Consider the following 14,178-nt stretch of genomic DNA (forward strand, 5'->3'; position numbering starts at 1 on the left):
CTCATCTCAAGCGTCGCCGCGCAGCCGGCTTTTGAGCCTATCGGCGCTGGCCAGGACGGTTTCGATCTGCTCGGCGACCCGAACCGGCGCGGTGCCGCCACGCGCGTCGCGCGAGGCCACCGAGCCCTCGATCGTCAAGACCTCACGCACCTGTGGCGTGAGATCGGGGCTGATGGCGGCCAGTTCGTCGTCGGTCAGCTCGTCGAGTCCGACCGCGCGCTGCTCGGCGGCGCGCACCGCGGCCCCGGCGGCCTCGTGCGCGGACCGGAACGGCACCCCCTGGCGCACCAGCCATTCCGCGATATCCGTGGCCAGCGTGTAGCCGGCCGGGGCCAGGGCGGCCATCCGGTCGACGTCGAAGGTCAGGCTGCCCACCAATCCGGCCATCGCCGGCAGCACCAGCTCCAGCTGGGCGACCGAGTCGAACACCGGTTCCTTGTCTTCCTGCAGGTCACGGTTGTAGGCGAGCGGCTGGGCCTTCAGCGTGGCCAGCAGCCCGGTCAGATTCCCGATCAGCCGGCCGGACTTGCCGCGGGCCAGCTCGGCGATGTCGGGGTTCTTCTTCTGCGGCATGATCGAGCTGCCGGTCGACCACGAGTCGTGCAGCCTGACGTAGCCGAATTCCGTCGAGCTCCACAGGATGACGTCCTCGGCGAGCCGGGACAGGTCGACGGCGATCATCGCGAAGACGAACGCGGCCTCCGCGGCGAAATCGCGGGCGGCGGTCGCGTCGATGGAGTTGTCGGCCGCGGCTGCGAAACCCAGCTGCGCGGCGATCGCGTCCGGGTCCAGGCCCAGCGACGACCCGGCCAGCGCGCCCGAACCGTACGGCGACACCCCGGCGCGCCGGTCGAAGTCGACGATCCGGTCGACGTCGCGCAGCAGCGGGTGGGCGTGCGCCAGCAGGTGATGCGCCAGCAGCACCGGCTGCGCGGACTGCAGATGCGTCTTGCCCGGCATGATGGCGCCCGGGTGGGCGGCGGCCTGGGCGGCCAGCGCGCCGACCACCTCCAGGGCCCCGGCGGCGACCCGGCGCACCGCGTCGCGCAGCCACATCCGGAACAGCGTGGTCACCTGGTCGTTGCGCGACCGGCCGGCCCGCAGCCGCCCGCCCAGGTCGGGCCCGACCCGGTCGATCAGTCCGCGTTCCAGCGCCCCGTGCACGTCCTCGTCGGTGACCAGCGGCGTGAAGCTGCCGTCGGCGACGTCCTCGGCGAGCTGATCCAGCCCGGCCAGCAGCCCGTCGCGTTGCTGCTCGGTCAGCAGTCCGGCCCGGAACAGGATCACGGTGTGGGCCCGCGAGGCGACGATGTCGTAGGGGGCCAGCACCCAGTCGAAGTGGGTGGACTTGCTCAGGGCGGCCAGCGCATCCGACGGGCCGTCGGCGAACCGCCCACCCCACAGCGACCCCTCGCGCGTGCTCACGCTTGACTCGGGCCCTCGTCGTCGAAGGTCTTGTCCCGGCGGGACGCGATCTTCGACGAGAGCCCGTGCACGTAGACGAAACCCTTGGCGGCCGACTGGTCGAAGCTGTCGCCCTCGTCGTAGGTGGCCAGGTTGAAGTCGTACAGGGATTCCGCGCTGCGCCGGCCGTTGACCGCAATGTGACCGCCGTGCAACACCATTCGCACCTCGCCCGTCACGTGCTCCTGGGTTTTGGCGACGAAGCTCTCCAGCGCTTCCTTCAGCGGTGAATACCACAGCCCGTCGTAAACCAGCTCGGCCCAACGCTGATCGGTGTGCCGCTTGAACCGGCCCAGCTCGCGCTCCAGCGTGACGTGTTCGAGCTCGGTGTGCGCGGTGATGAGCACCATGGCGCCGGGCGCCTCGTAGATCTCGCGGCTCTTGATGCCCACCAGCCGGTCCTCGACGACGTCCAGCCGGCCCACGCCCTGGGCGCCGGCGCGGGTGTTGAGTTCCTCGATGGCGGCCAGCACCGAGACCCGCTTGCCGTCGATCGTCACCGGCACGCCGCGCTCGAACCCGACGATCACCTCGTCGGGAGTGCTCCAGTTCAGGGTGGGGTCCTCGGTGTAGGCGTACACGTCCTTGGTCGGCGCATTCCAAAGGTGTTCCAGGAAACCAGTTTCCACCGCGCGGCCCCACACGTTCTGGTCGATGGAGAACGGCGAGCGCTTGGTCACATTGATCGGGATGGCGTTTTCTTCGGCGAACGCGATCGCCTTCTCCCGCGTCCAGGCGTAATCGCGAACCGGCGCCAGCACCTCGAGATCGGGTGCCAGCGAACCGAATCCGACCTCGAACCGGACCTGGTCGTTGCCCTTGCCGGTGCAGCCGTGCGCGACGATGCTGCCGCCGTGCTCGCGGGCCGCCGCCACCAGGTGCTTGACGATCAGCGGCCGGCTGATCGCCGACACCAGCGGGTAGCGGTCCATGTAGAGGGCGTTGGACAGGATCGTGGGCAGGCAGAAACCCTCGGCGAACTCGTCGCGGGCGTCGACGACGACGGCTTCCACCGCGCCGCAGTCCAGGGCGCGCTGGCGGATGACCTCCATGTCTTCGCCGCCCTGACCGAGGTCGATCGCCACCGCTACCACCTCACGGCCGGTCTCCTTGCCGATCCAGCTGATGGCCACCGAGGTGTCCAGGCCGCCGGAATACGCCAGGATGACGCGTTCTGACATGAACCAATCTCCTTCAGGTTGAAGCGCTTAGGTGAGTTTTTCCAGGGTGTGGGCCAGCTCGGCGCCGGTCATCGGCTCTCGAGCGGCCACGAAGACGGTGTCATCGCCGGCGATGGTGCCGACGACGTACGGTAGCGCCGCGCGGTCGATCGCGCTGGCCAAATAGTCGGCGGCACCGGGCGGGGTGCGCAGCACCGCGAGGTTGGCGCTGGCGTCCGCGGAGACCAGCAGTTCGCCCAGCAGCCTGGACAGCCGGGCGGTGCCGCCGGACACCCCGCGCACCGGGCTGCCGTCCTCGGGAACCATGTAGACGCCGACGCCGCCGTCGGCGCCGCGCAGCTTCACCGCGCCGAGTTCTTCCAGGTCCCGCGACAAGGTGGCCTGGGTGACGTCGATGCCCTCGTCTGCCAGCAGCGCGGCCAGTTCGCTCTGGCTGCGCACCTCGGCCGACGACAGGATGGCCACGATGCGGGCCTGCCGGCCGGCCCGGGTGGTTTCGGGGGTGGCTTTCGAGCGGGTCATTGCGCCCGCTCCAGCAGCCACGCCAGCAGCGCTTTTTGGGCGTGCAGCCGGTTTTCGGCCTCGTCCCAGACCACGCTGGCCGGTCCGTCCATCACCTCGTCGGTGATCTCGTCACCGCGGTGAGCCGGAAGACAGTGCAGCACAATGGCTTCCGGGTCGGCCAGGGACAGCAGGCGGCCGTTGATCTGATACGGCTGGAACGGTGTGCGGCGGTCACGCCCGTCGTCCTCCTGCCCCATCGACGTCCAGGTGTCGGTGACCAGGACGTCGGCGCCGCGCGCCGCCGCGTCGGCGTCGGCGATGACGGTGACCGAGGCGCCGGTGTCTTCGGCGCGCCGCCGGGCCGCGGCCACGAACGCCTCGTCGGGGGCGAAGCCGTCCGGGGCGGCGATGGTGACGTGGACGCCGGCCGTCACCCCGCCGAGCATCAGCGAGTGAGCCATGTTGTTGGCGCCGTCGCCGAAATAGGCCATCCGCAAACCGGTTAGCGAGCCCTTGCACTCGGCGATGGTCTGCAGATCGGCGAGCACCTGGCAGGGATGGAATTCGTCGGAGAGCGCGTTGACCACCGGCACCGTCGCGGTCGAGGCCATCGCCTCCAGGCGCTCCTGGCCGAATGTCCGCCACACGATGGCCTCGACGTAGCGCGACAGCACCCGCGCGGTATCCTGCAGGGTCTCGTCGCGGCCCAGCTGGGTGCTGCGGGCGTCGACGACGACGGCGTGCCCGCCGAGCTGGGCGATGCCCATCTCGAACGAGAACCGGGTGCGGGTGGAGTTCTTGTCGAACAGGACCGCGACGCCGCGCGGCCCCTGCAGCGGACGGGCGCTGAACGGGTCCTTCTTCAATTCGGCGGCCAGCGCCAGCACCTCGGCCTGCTCGGCGGGCGACAGGTCGTCGTCGCGCAGAAAATGTCTAATCACTTGCGGCTCCGGCGTCGTCGAGGATGGCCGGCAGCGCGGCGACGAAGCCGTCGATCTGGGCTTCGGTGATGATCAGCGGCGGCGCCAGCCGGATGACGTCGGGTGCGGCCGCGTTGACCAGGAACCCGGCCGCACGCGCCGCCGCTTCGGCGTCCTTGGCGCGCGGCGCGGTGAGCGCCACCCCGCAGAGCAGCCCGCGGCCCCGCACGTGGTCGATCAACGGATGGGCGAGCGCCTCGATGCCGTGCCGCAACGACTTGCCCAACACCTCGGCGTGCCGGACCAGGTTGTCCTCGGCCAGCACCCGCAGCACCGCGAGTGCCGCCGCCGCGCAGATCGGGTTGCCGCCGAAGGTGCTGCCGTGCAGGCCCGGTGTCATCAGGTCGGCGGCCGGCCCGACGGCCAGGCACGCGCCGATGGGGAGGCCGCCGCCCAGCCCCTTGGCCAGCGTCACCACGTCGGGGGTGATGCCGTCCTGCTGGTGCGCGAAAAACGTTCCGGTGCGGCCCATTCCGGTCTGCACCTCGTCGAGCACCAGCAGTGCCCCGCGCCGCGCGGTGATCTCGCGGGCGGCGACGAGGTATCCCTCGGGCGGGACGACCACGCCGCTCTCTCCCATGATCGGTTCCAAGAACACGGCGGCGGTGGCGTCGTCGACCGCGGCGGCCAGCGCGTCCGCGTCACCGTAGGGCACGTGTGTGACGTCGCCGGGCAGCGGCGCGAACGGCGCCTGCTTGCTCGGCTGACCGGTCAGCGCCAGCGAGCCCATCGTCCGGCCATGGAAGGCCTCTTGCGCGGCAACCAGTTTGGTGCGTCCGGTGAGCCGCGACAGCTTGAACGCCACCTCGTTGGCCTCGGTTCCGGAGTTGCAGAAGAAAACCCTTGCCCCGGTGCCGGATTCGTTGCCGGCGCCCAGCAGGGCGACGAGCTCTTCGGCCAGGGCCAGACCCGGCTCGGTGGCATACAGGTTCGACGTATGCCCCAGCGTCGACATCTGGCGGGTGACCGCCTCGATGATCGCGGGGTGGCGGTGGCCCAGGACGTTGACCGCGATACCACCGAGGAGGTCGAGGTAGGTCTTGCCGTCCACATCGGTCAGCACGGCCCCGTCGCCGCCGGCCAGCGCCATCGGCGGGGTGCCGTAGTTGTTCATCATCACGGCTTCCCACCGCTGCTTGATCGCGTCGGTGCGAGTCATCGAGCGCCGCTCTCCCCCGCAAGCGGGAGGTGCCCCCACCCCATCGCTTCGCTCTGCATCGTCTCCGGCGCAGTCACGCGCTTACCACCTTGGTGCCGGTGCCGTCGTCGGTGAAAAGTTCGACCAGCACACAGTGTGCGACCCGCCCGTCGATGACGTGCGCACTGGGCACGCCCGCGGTCACGGCCCGCAGACATGCTTCCACTTTGGGGATCATGCCCGCCTCCAGCGTGGAGAGCAGTTGCGACAATGTGGCCGTGTCGATTTCGCTGACCAGCGAACCTCGGTCCGGCCAGCTCGTGTACAGGCCTTCGACATCGGTGAGCATCAACAGCTTCTCGGCGCGCAGCGCTTCGGCCAGTGCCGCCGCGGCGGTGTCGGCGTTGATGTTGTGCACCACGCCTTCGGCGTCCGGCGCCAGCGTCGACACCACCGGAATACGCCCTGCGGCAATCAGATCCAGCACCGCGGCGGTGTTGACCCGTTCCACGTCGCCGACCAGACCGATGTCGGTGGCCACGCCGTCCACGGTGACGCTGCGCCGCACGGCGGTGAACAGCTGGGCGTCCTCGCCGGTGATGCCGACGGCATACGGTCCGTGCGCGTTGATCAGGTTGACCAGTTCGCGGCCGACCTGGCCGAACAACACCATCCGCGCCACGTCGAGCACTTCCGGTGTGGTGACCCGGAACCCGCCCTTGAAGTCACCGGCGATGCCGAGCCGGCGCAGCATCGCGGAGATCTGCGGGCCGCCTCCGTGCACGACGACGGGATGGATGCCGCAGTTACGCAGGAACGCCATGTCGGCGGCGAAGGCGTGCCGCAGGGCGTCGTCGGTCATGGCGTTGCCGCCGTACTTGACGACCACGATCTTGCCGTGCAGCTGCTTGAGCCAGGGCAGGGCCTCGGCGAGCACCTGCGCCTTGACCGCGGTGGGCAGCGCTTCGGTCGCGTGGCTCATCGGCGCCGCTCCTCCCCATCACTGCGTTCTGCATCGTCGCCGGCGCGGCTCATGAGCTGTAGGCCGAATTCTCTTCGACGTAGCCGTGCGACAGGTCGGTGGTCCGGATGGTGACCCGGCCGTCGCCGAGCCGCAGATCGACCGTGATGTCGATGTCGGCCCCCGAGAGGTCCACCTCGCGCGCACCCGGTACCGGGACCCCGTCGGCGAAGACCGCAAAGCCGTTGAATGACACCATGATCCGCTCTGGATCCAGAGCGACGGGCGCCATGCCGACGGCGGCGAGCACCCGGCCCCAGTTGGGGTCCGAGCCGAACACCGCCGTCTTGACCAGGGAGTCGCGGGCGATCGTCCGCGCGGCGACCAGGGCGTCACCCTCGGAGGCCGCCCCCTGCACGGTGACGTTGACCCGCTTGGTCACGCCCTCGGCGTCGGCCTGCAGCTGGGCGCACAGGTCGTCGCACACCCGCAGCACGGCGTCGTCCAGCTCGTCCTGGCCGGGCGCGACGCCGGACGCCCCCGACGTCAGCAGCAGCACCGTGTCGTTGGTCGAGCAGGCGCCGTCGATGTCGAGCCGGTCGAAGGTGCGGGCGCCGGCGCGCCGCAGCGCGGCGTCCAGCGCGGCGGCGTCGACGGCCGCGTCGGTGGTGAGCACGCAGAGCATGGTGGCCAGCGACGGGGCCAGCATGCCCGCGCCCTTGGCCATTCCGCCGACCGTCCAGTTGTCCGGATGATGCAGCGCAACCTGTTTGGGAACGGTGTCGGTGGTCATGATCGCCTGGGCCGCTTCGTCGCCGCCGGACAGGCCACCGGCCATGTCCTGCACGATGGTGCGCACCCCGGCGAGCACCCTGTCCATCGGCAGCCGATCACCGATCAGCCCGGTCGAGCACACCGCGACCTCGATGGCCCCGGTCTCGGTTCCCCAGTCCGACAACGCCGCCGCGACGGCCTCGGCGGTGGCGTGGGTGTCCTGGAAGCCGCCCGGTCCGGTGCAGGCGTTGGCGCCGCCGGAGTTGAGGATCACCGCGCGCAGCGCGCCGGTGCTCAGCACCTGCTGGCTCCACAGCACCGGTGCGGCTTTGATCTTGTTGCGGGTGAACACCCCGGCGGCCGCGTAGTCGGGTCCTTCGTTGAAGACCAGGGCCAGGTCGCGATTGCCCGAGGCCTTGATCCCGGCGGCGATGCCGGCGGCCCGGAATCCGGCCGGCGCGGTGACGCCCTGTTCACGCAGCAGCCGCGGACTGTCGGTGCGGGTCACGGCGCCACCCCGATCACCGAAAGGCCTTCGGGCTCAGGCCAACCCAGCGCCAGGTTCATCGACTGCACGGCGGCGCCGGCCGTTCCCTTGACCAGGTTGTCGATCGCCGCGATCGCCACGAAGGTGCCGGCCGCCTCGTCCACCGCGACGGCGATGTGCGCCGCGTTGCTGCCGATCACCGCCCCGGTGCGGGGCAGTTGCCCCTCGGGCATCAGGTAGACGAAAGGTTCCGCGTGGTAAGCCTTTTCGTAGGCCTCCCGCAGCTGCGACAGCGGCGCCCGGGTGCGCGCGGTGCAGGTGGCCAGGATGCCGCGGGACGTCGGGATGAGCACCGGGGTGAACGACACGGTGACGTCGCGGCCGGTGACGGCGCCCAGGCCCTGGGCGATCTCGGGGGTGTGCCGGTGCGCCCCGGCGATGTTGTAGGCCCGCGCCGAGCCGATGACCTCCGCGCCCAGCAGGTCGGTCTTGGCGGCGCGGCCGGCCCCGGAGGTGCCGCTGACGGCGACCACGGTGACGGCCGGCTCGATCAGATCCGCGGCCACCGCGGGCAGCAGCGCCAGCAGCGCCGCGGTCGGGTAGCAGCCCGGAACCGCGATGCGCCGGGCGCCGCGCAGCCGCTCGCGCGCGCCGGGCAGCTCCGGCAGCCCGTACGGCCAGCTGCCGGCGTGCCGCGATCCGTAGAACCGCTCCCAGGCGGCGGCGTCGGTCAGCCGGAAGTCGGCGCCGCAGTCGATGATCAGGGTGTCCGGGCCGAGCTGCTCGGCCAGCGCGGCCGAATGACCGTGCGGCAGCGCCAAAAACACCACGTCGTGGCCGGCGAGCACGTCCAGCTCGGTCGGTTCGACCACGCGCTGGGCAAGCGGCGTCAGGTGCGGGTGGTGCTCACCGAGCGTGCTGCCGGCGCTGGCGGCCGCGGTGACCGCGCCGATGGTGAGGCGCCCGTGCGCGTAGGCCGGGTGCCCGAGCAGCAGGCGCAGGATTTCCCCGCCCGCGTAGCCGCTGGCACCGGCAACCGCCACCTTCATTCCGTCGGACATTCCGTCGATTCTGCATGGTTATGCAGTGGTTTGCAAATCCATTCCACTAGGCGCGGAGCTCCGCGCCGACCGCCTCGGCGGCGCGCCGGACCGCGGCGTCGCGGGCCGCGGTGGCGTCGTCCTCGGTGAGCGTGCGGTCGGGCGCGCGGAACCGCAGCGCGAAGGTCAACGATTTGCGGCCCTCACCGATCTGCGGGCCGGTGAACACGTCGAACAGCTGCAGGTCTTCGAGCAGCTCCCCCGCGCCCTCGCGCACCGCGTCGGCCACCGCCTGAGCCGGTACCCGTGCGGGCACCACCAGGCTGACGTCCTGGAAGACGGCCGGAAACGGCGACACCCGGGGCGCGGGCAGCGCCGCGGCGATGGGCATCGCGTCCAGGTCGAGCTCCACGGCGCAGGTGCCCTTGGGCAGCCCGGCGCGCTCGATCACCGCCGGATGCAGCTGGCCCGCGTGACCCACCACAGTGTCCCCGACCAGCACTTCGGCGCATCGCCCCGGATGCCACGGCAAATACTGCGCCGCGCGCAACCGCACGTCGACTCCGCTGGCGCGGGCGATGATGCGCACCGCCTCGAACGCGTCGGCGGCCTCGGCGCGGCGGCCGGGGCCCCACGGTCCGCGATGTTCGCGCAGGCCGGTCAGCACCGCCGCGACGTGCTGCGGCTGACGCGGCAACGACGCGTCGAGCACGGCGATCTCCGCGTCGGTGGGCCGGCGATCCACCGGAATGAGCTGCACCGCGCGGGTGTCCGACGTCGGCTGGACCACCTGCGCCAGGGCATACAGCGAAATGTCGACAAGTCCGCGAGAGACGTTGCGCACCAACGCTTCCAGCAACGCCGGCAGCAGCGTGGTGGCCAGCTGGGGACGGTCGGCCTCCAACGGGTTGAGCACGTCGGTGGTGATGCGCCGCGGGTCGTCGGCCGGCAGGCCCCACAGGTCGAACACGCCGGCGGGCAAAAACGGCGTCGGCAGGATCTCGACGTAGCCGGACTGGGCCAGCGACTTGCCGATGGCGCGGCGGCGCTTTTGCGCGGCCGACAGTCCGCGGCCGGCGGGCGCCGGGGGCAGCACCGACGGGATGACCTCCAGCCCCTCCAGCCGCAGCACCTCCTCGACGAGGTCGGCGGCCTGCACCAGGTCGGGCCGCCAGCTGGGTGGGGTCACCGTCAGCGTGTCGCCGCGGTCGGCCACGCCAGCGCCGACCTGGGTGAGCCGCTTGGCGGTCGTGCCCGGGGCGTAGCGCACCCCGGCGACGCGGTCCGGCAGGTCGACGGCGATCTCGATCGGCGGCCCGGCCCAATCGGCGGGCGCGTTGCCGACCGGCGGGTCGCCGCGCCAATCGGTGAGGCCGTCGCCGATCACCCCGCCGGCGATGTCGGCGAGCAGTGCGGCGCACCGGTCCAGCGCGGCCACCGAGATGGCCGGGTCCACCCCCCGCTCGTAGCGGCGGGCGGCTTCGCTGGGCAGGTGCAGCCTGCGCTGGGTACGCGAGACCGCGGCCGGGTCCCAGACCGCGGCCTCGAGCAGTACGTCGGTCGAATCGGCGCGCACCTCGGTCCTGGCCGCGCCCATCACGCCGCCGATCGCGGTGGCCGCCGTGTCGTCGACGATGAGGACGTCGGCCGGCTCGAGCGTGCGCTCGACGTCGTCGAGGGTCACCACGGTCTCGCCGGGCCGGGCGAACCGCACCGCGAAACTTCCGGTGATGCGGTTGCGGTCATGGGCGTGCATGGGATGACCGAGCTCGAGCATCACGTAGTTCGTCACGTCGACCGCCGGCGAGGTCGCGCGGATGCCAGACAACAGCAGCCGGCGCTGCAGCCACCACGGCGACACGGCCGCGGGGTCGATACCGGTGACCGCGCGCAGCGCGAAGCGCCGCACCCCGGTGTCGGGCTGCACGGTCAGCGGCCAGGCCTCGCCCTCGGCCGGCAGCGGCTTGACCACCTGGCTGCCGGCCGGGTCGACGAAGTCCAGGTCGTAGGCGCAGGCGATCTCGCGGGCCAACCCCCGCAGCGACATGCAATAGCCGCGGTCGGGTGTGATCGCCAGGTGGAAGATCACGTCGTCGAGTCCGAGCACCGATGCGCCGTCGGCTCCCGGGTCGGCGGTGCCCGGCGGCAGCACCAGGATCCCGGAATGCTCGGCGCCCAAGCCGAGCTCGGCCGCCGAGCAGATCATTCCGTCGGAGTTGCGGCCGTAGGTCTTGCGGGCGGCGATGGTGAAGTCGCCGGGCAGCGTGGTGCCGGGCAGCGCCGCGACGACCAGGTCTCCGACCGCGAAGTTGGTTGCGCCGCAGACAATCTCACGGTCTTTACCTTCGCCGACGTCGACGTGGCAGAACCGGATCGGCTTCTTGAAACCCGTGAGTTCTTCGATGGCGGTGACCCGCCCCACGGTCAGCGGGCCCGCGACCGGCCCCAGCGTGGTGACCTCTTCGACCTCGTGGCCGATGCGCACCAGCGTCTGCTCGAGCTCGGCGGGGGCGACGTCCCAGTCCGGCGCGCCGGCCGCCACGACCTCACGGAGCCAGCTGTACGGGACTCGCATCAGGCACCCACCCCGAACGGCAGCGAGAACCGGACGTCGCCCTCGACCATGTCACGCATGTCCGGAATCCCGTTGCGGAACTGCAGCGTCCGTTCCAGCCCCATGCCGAATGCGAAGCCCGAGTAGACATCGGGGTCGATCCCCGCGGCCCGCAACACGTTTGGATGCACCATGCCGCAGCCACCCCACTCCACCCAGCCGGCGCCGCCCTTCTTGCCGACGAACCACACGTCGACCTCGGCGGACGGCTCGGTGAACGGGAAGAAGTGCGGCCGGATCCGGGTGCGCGCCTCGGGGCCGAATTCGGCGCGTGCGAACGCATCCAGCGTGCCGCGCAGGTGCGCCATGGTCAGGCCGCGGTCCACCGCCAGGCCCTCGACCTGGTGGAACACCGGCGTGTGGGTGGCGTCGAGCTCGTCGGTGCGGAACGTGCGGCCGATCGAGACGATGTAGACGGGCAGCTCGCGGGCGAGCAGGGTGCGCACCTGCACCGGTGAGGTGTGGGTGCGCAGCAGTTGCCGGGAACCGTCGGGCGCGATGTAGAAGGTGTCCTGCTCGCTGCGGGCGGGGTGGTCGGCCGGGAAGTTGAGCGCATCGAAGTTGAACTGCTCGGCCTCGACCTCGGGGCCCTCCACCAGTTCCCAGCCCATGGCGATGAAAGTGTCGGCGACATGTTCGGCCAGGATCGTGATCGGATGCCGGGCGCCGGGCGGCTGCCGGGTCGACGGCAACGTGACGTCGATGCCTTCGGCGACCAGCACCGCAGCGTCGCGTTCTTCGCGCAGCACCGCGAGCCGTTCGTCGTAGCCCCGCTGCGCGTCGGTGCGGGCGGCGTTGACCCGCTTGCCGGCGTCGGCCCGCTCGTCTTTGGGAACGCCGCCCAGCGCCTGGCGCGCCAGCGCCAGCGGCGAGCGGTCGCCGAGGTGCTCGGTCTTGACGCGCGCCAATGTGTCGAGATCGCCGGCGCACGCAAAGGCCTCCCGGGCGGCGTTGACCGCCTGGGCCAGGGCTTCCGGCGACAGGTCGACGGGCTGATCACCCACGCGGCGACACTCTCCTTGCTGACGAAGCTGTTCGGGTTACCCGCATCGAGGGCGCTTCCGCGCGGCACGGGTCGAGTGCTGATCATAGTGATTCCGCGCGCGGCGCCCGGCGGGCGCTCGCCGGTCGAGCGGCCGGTGGCCGCCGAAACGCGCCGGGGTGGCTCAGCCGGCGACGGCCGGTTGCGGACCGGGCAGCGGGCCGTCGCCGTCGAGCGGCAGGGCAGGAAGGCCGCGACGGCCCGCGAACTTGGCCACCCGATACGCGACGAAGGCACCCATGAGGCCGAACACCGGCGTGGCGGCCAGGGTCCCCCAGTGGTGGGCCAGCATCAGGAAGCCGAAGCCCGCGGAGGCCGCCAGCATCAGGTACCGTGCCGGCGTCCAGTGGATCGGCTGCCGGAACCGGGCCGAGACCAGCACGCCCAGGATCACGGCGACCGTGTGGCCGGCGTCGGTGAAGTCGCCGCCGATGACCGCCGAAGCGATACCCGCCGACACCCACCAGCCGACCCAGGCGGCCCGCCAGCGGGACGGGATCACCGCGGTCATTGCGCCGAGCACCGCCAGCGCGCCGTAGCTCATGCCGACGTCACTGGCCCGGGTGATCGACACGGGCAGCCAGCCGAACTCGACCGACGCGGCCAGGGCGGCGGCGACCAGCAACGTCGCGCCGATGTGGCCGACCAGGAAGGCGACCACCAGCCGGATGGTGCGCAGATGCAGTTCGGCCAGCGCCAGCAGGCAGGTCAGGAACGGAAGCCAGAAGTAGAGCGGGCCGGCGTCGACCACCAGCGCGCTGCCCAGCAGGGTGCCCAGGTGGCCGTGGGCCAGGTTGTGCACGTTGGTGCTGGCGCGCTGGACGATGACGTCATGGGCGTGGGGGCCGAGGGCCAGGATGGCGCAACTGATGGCAAGTAGCAGCGCCGCATATCCCACGGTGAATTGGACCCGGGCCAGCCGGGACACGATGCCCCCTAACATTGGCACCCATTATGGCTGCGGTTTTGCTTCGGTTGTGTCATCAGAGCCTGACAACTCCTTAAGAGTCTTGAGGCGATAGATCGCCAAATCGTTGGGAATGCCGGCGGGCTTCGGCCCGAAAACCGGCTTCCTCGTGCGTTTGGCCTCGACGCCCAACGCGTCCAACTCGCTTTGCGGTATGAGATCCAACGTTGAACTCGACACCATGATTCCACCCTTGGTGGCTCTTTCCATAACCCGTGCGGCGATATTCACATCGACGCCGAGCCAGTCCGCCGCCAGCCGTTGCGGTCGCCCGGTGTGGATCCCGACCCGCATCCGGGGCGTGTGACCCGCCACCTCGACCGATTTCAGCGCCTCCTTGGCGGCCAGCACGGCCCGCACGGCGACCGTCGGATCGCCGAACACCGCCATGAGGCCGTCGCCCATGCGTTTGACGATGTGCCCGCCGGCGTCCAGCAGCGGTGGCTCGACGGCCCGTGCCACCTGCCGCAGCAGCGCCAGCGCCGCGTCGTCGCCGGCCTGCAGGGCCCACGTCGAGAAGCCGACCAGGTCGGTGAAGACCAGCGTCACCTCCGGATTGGCCGGGCGCCGGGACACCCCCTCGGTCAGCGCCTGCCACAGCTGCAGCACCCCGAGGCCGAGCTCGCGCGACACCGCGTCGCCGTCGCCCAGCAGCCGGTCGGCCGCGCGCGCCGCCGCCCGCGGACCGCCGTCGCCCGCCGTGGACAGCGGATCGCCGAACTCGGGGTCGCCGGGCAGCAGCTGGCGCGCACGCCGGATGAACGCCACCGCCCCCGGACTGCGGTTGCGGCTGTGCAGCCATTGAGTCGCGCTGTGCACCGACAGTGGAGAGCGTGGCGGAGCGGATTGCGGCTGGCTCTCTTCGGGCTGACCCGGGTCCAGATCGCGACGCGCGAGTTCCACCTGGCCAGGGTATTTGTTTTCGTTCCAGGCAGGCAACGACCGTCCCGGACAGTTGCGCCGGATGTGTCCCATCTCGCACCAAACGCCTGATCACGACGGCGACACACCGGTGTGGAAGCTCGA

At 71.1% G+C, this 14,178-nt stretch carries 12 protein-coding genes; all 12 read right to left on the reverse strand.

Features of this window, described 5'->3' with window-relative positions:
* Positions 1-6 precede the first annotated feature (6 nt).
* Positions 7-1,425 carry an argininosuccinate lyase gene (gene argH / locus ACIUM1_RS03025; RefSeq protein ID WP_406815819.1) on the reverse strand — a complete coding sequence of 473 codons (1,419 nt, stop codon included), beginning with the start codon at positions 1,423-1,425 and terminating at the stop codon, positions 7-9.
* Entirely contained in the window at positions 1,422-2,645 is a 1,224-nt protein-coding gene (locus ACIUM1_RS03030; RefSeq protein WP_406815820.1) for an argininosuccinate synthase, read from the reverse strand. The genes argH and ACIUM1_RS03030 overlap by 4 nt, the downstream gene beginning before the upstream one ends.
* Positions 2,646-2,672: 27 nt before the next feature.
* On the reverse strand, positions 2,673-3,167 hold the full coding sequence (locus tag ACIUM1_RS03035) for an arginine repressor (RefSeq protein ID WP_406815821.1): 495 nt from the start codon (positions 3,165-3,167) through the stop codon (positions 2,673-2,675).
* Positions 3,164-4,090 (reverse strand): ornithine carbamoyltransferase, encoded by a 927-nt coding sequence (gene argF / locus ACIUM1_RS03040; protein WP_406815822.1) that lies wholly within the window; start codon positions 4,088-4,090, stop codon positions 3,164-3,166. Before argF ends, ACIUM1_RS03035 begins: the two co-directional genes overlap by 4 nt.
* Entirely contained in the window at positions 4,083-5,288 is a 1,206-nt protein-coding gene (locus tag ACIUM1_RS03045) for an acetylornithine transaminase (protein ID WP_406815823.1), read from the reverse strand. Before ACIUM1_RS03045 ends, argF begins: the two co-directional genes overlap by 8 nt.
* A gap of 73 nt (positions 5,289-5,361) precedes the next feature.
* Positions 5,362-6,249 carry an acetylglutamate kinase gene (gene argB / locus ACIUM1_RS03050; RefSeq protein ID WP_406815824.1) on the reverse strand — a complete coding sequence of 296 codons (888 nt, stop codon included), beginning with the start codon at positions 6,247-6,249 and terminating at the stop codon, positions 5,362-5,364.
* A 49-nt stretch (positions 6,250-6,298) separates the two neighbouring features.
* A complete protein-coding gene (gene argJ, locus ACIUM1_RS03055; protein WP_406815825.1) occupies positions 6,299-7,510 on the reverse strand; it encodes a bifunctional glutamate N-acetyltransferase/amino-acid acetyltransferase ArgJ in 1,212 nt (403 codons plus the stop codon).
* A complete protein-coding gene (gene argC, locus ACIUM1_RS03060; protein ID WP_406815826.1) occupies positions 7,507-8,550 on the reverse strand; it encodes an N-acetyl-gamma-glutamyl-phosphate reductase in 1,044 nt (347 codons plus the stop codon). The genes argJ and argC overlap by 4 nt, the downstream gene beginning before the upstream one ends.
* Before the next feature lie 46 nt (positions 8,551-8,596).
* Positions 8,597-11,104, reverse strand: a complete 2,508-nt coding sequence (gene pheT, locus ACIUM1_RS03065; protein ID WP_406815827.1) for a phenylalanine--tRNA ligase subunit beta — start codon at positions 11,102-11,104, stop codon at positions 8,597-8,599.
* Positions 11,104-12,147 (reverse strand): phenylalanine--tRNA ligase subunit alpha, encoded by a 1,044-nt coding sequence (gene pheS / locus ACIUM1_RS03070; protein WP_406815828.1) that lies wholly within the window; start codon positions 12,145-12,147, stop codon positions 11,104-11,106. Before pheS ends, pheT begins: the two co-directional genes overlap by 1 nt.
* A 162-nt stretch (positions 12,148-12,309) precedes the next feature.
* Complete coding sequence (locus ACIUM1_RS03075) at positions 12,310-13,128, reverse strand: rhomboid-like protein (RefSeq protein ID WP_406817505.1); 819 nt, start codon at positions 13,126-13,128, stop codon at positions 12,310-12,312.
* 9 nt (positions 13,129-13,137) lie between these two features.
* Positions 13,138-14,055, reverse strand: a complete 918-nt coding sequence (locus ACIUM1_RS03080) for an adenylate/guanylate cyclase domain-containing protein (RefSeq protein WP_406815829.1) — start codon at positions 14,053-14,055, stop codon at positions 13,138-13,140.
* Positions 14,056-14,178: the final 123 nt, after the last annotated feature.

This window comes from Mycobacterium sp. M23085, from assembly GCF_045343915.1.
Taxonomy (GTDB): Bacteria; Actinomycetota; Actinomycetes; order Mycobacteriales; family Mycobacteriaceae; genus Mycobacterium.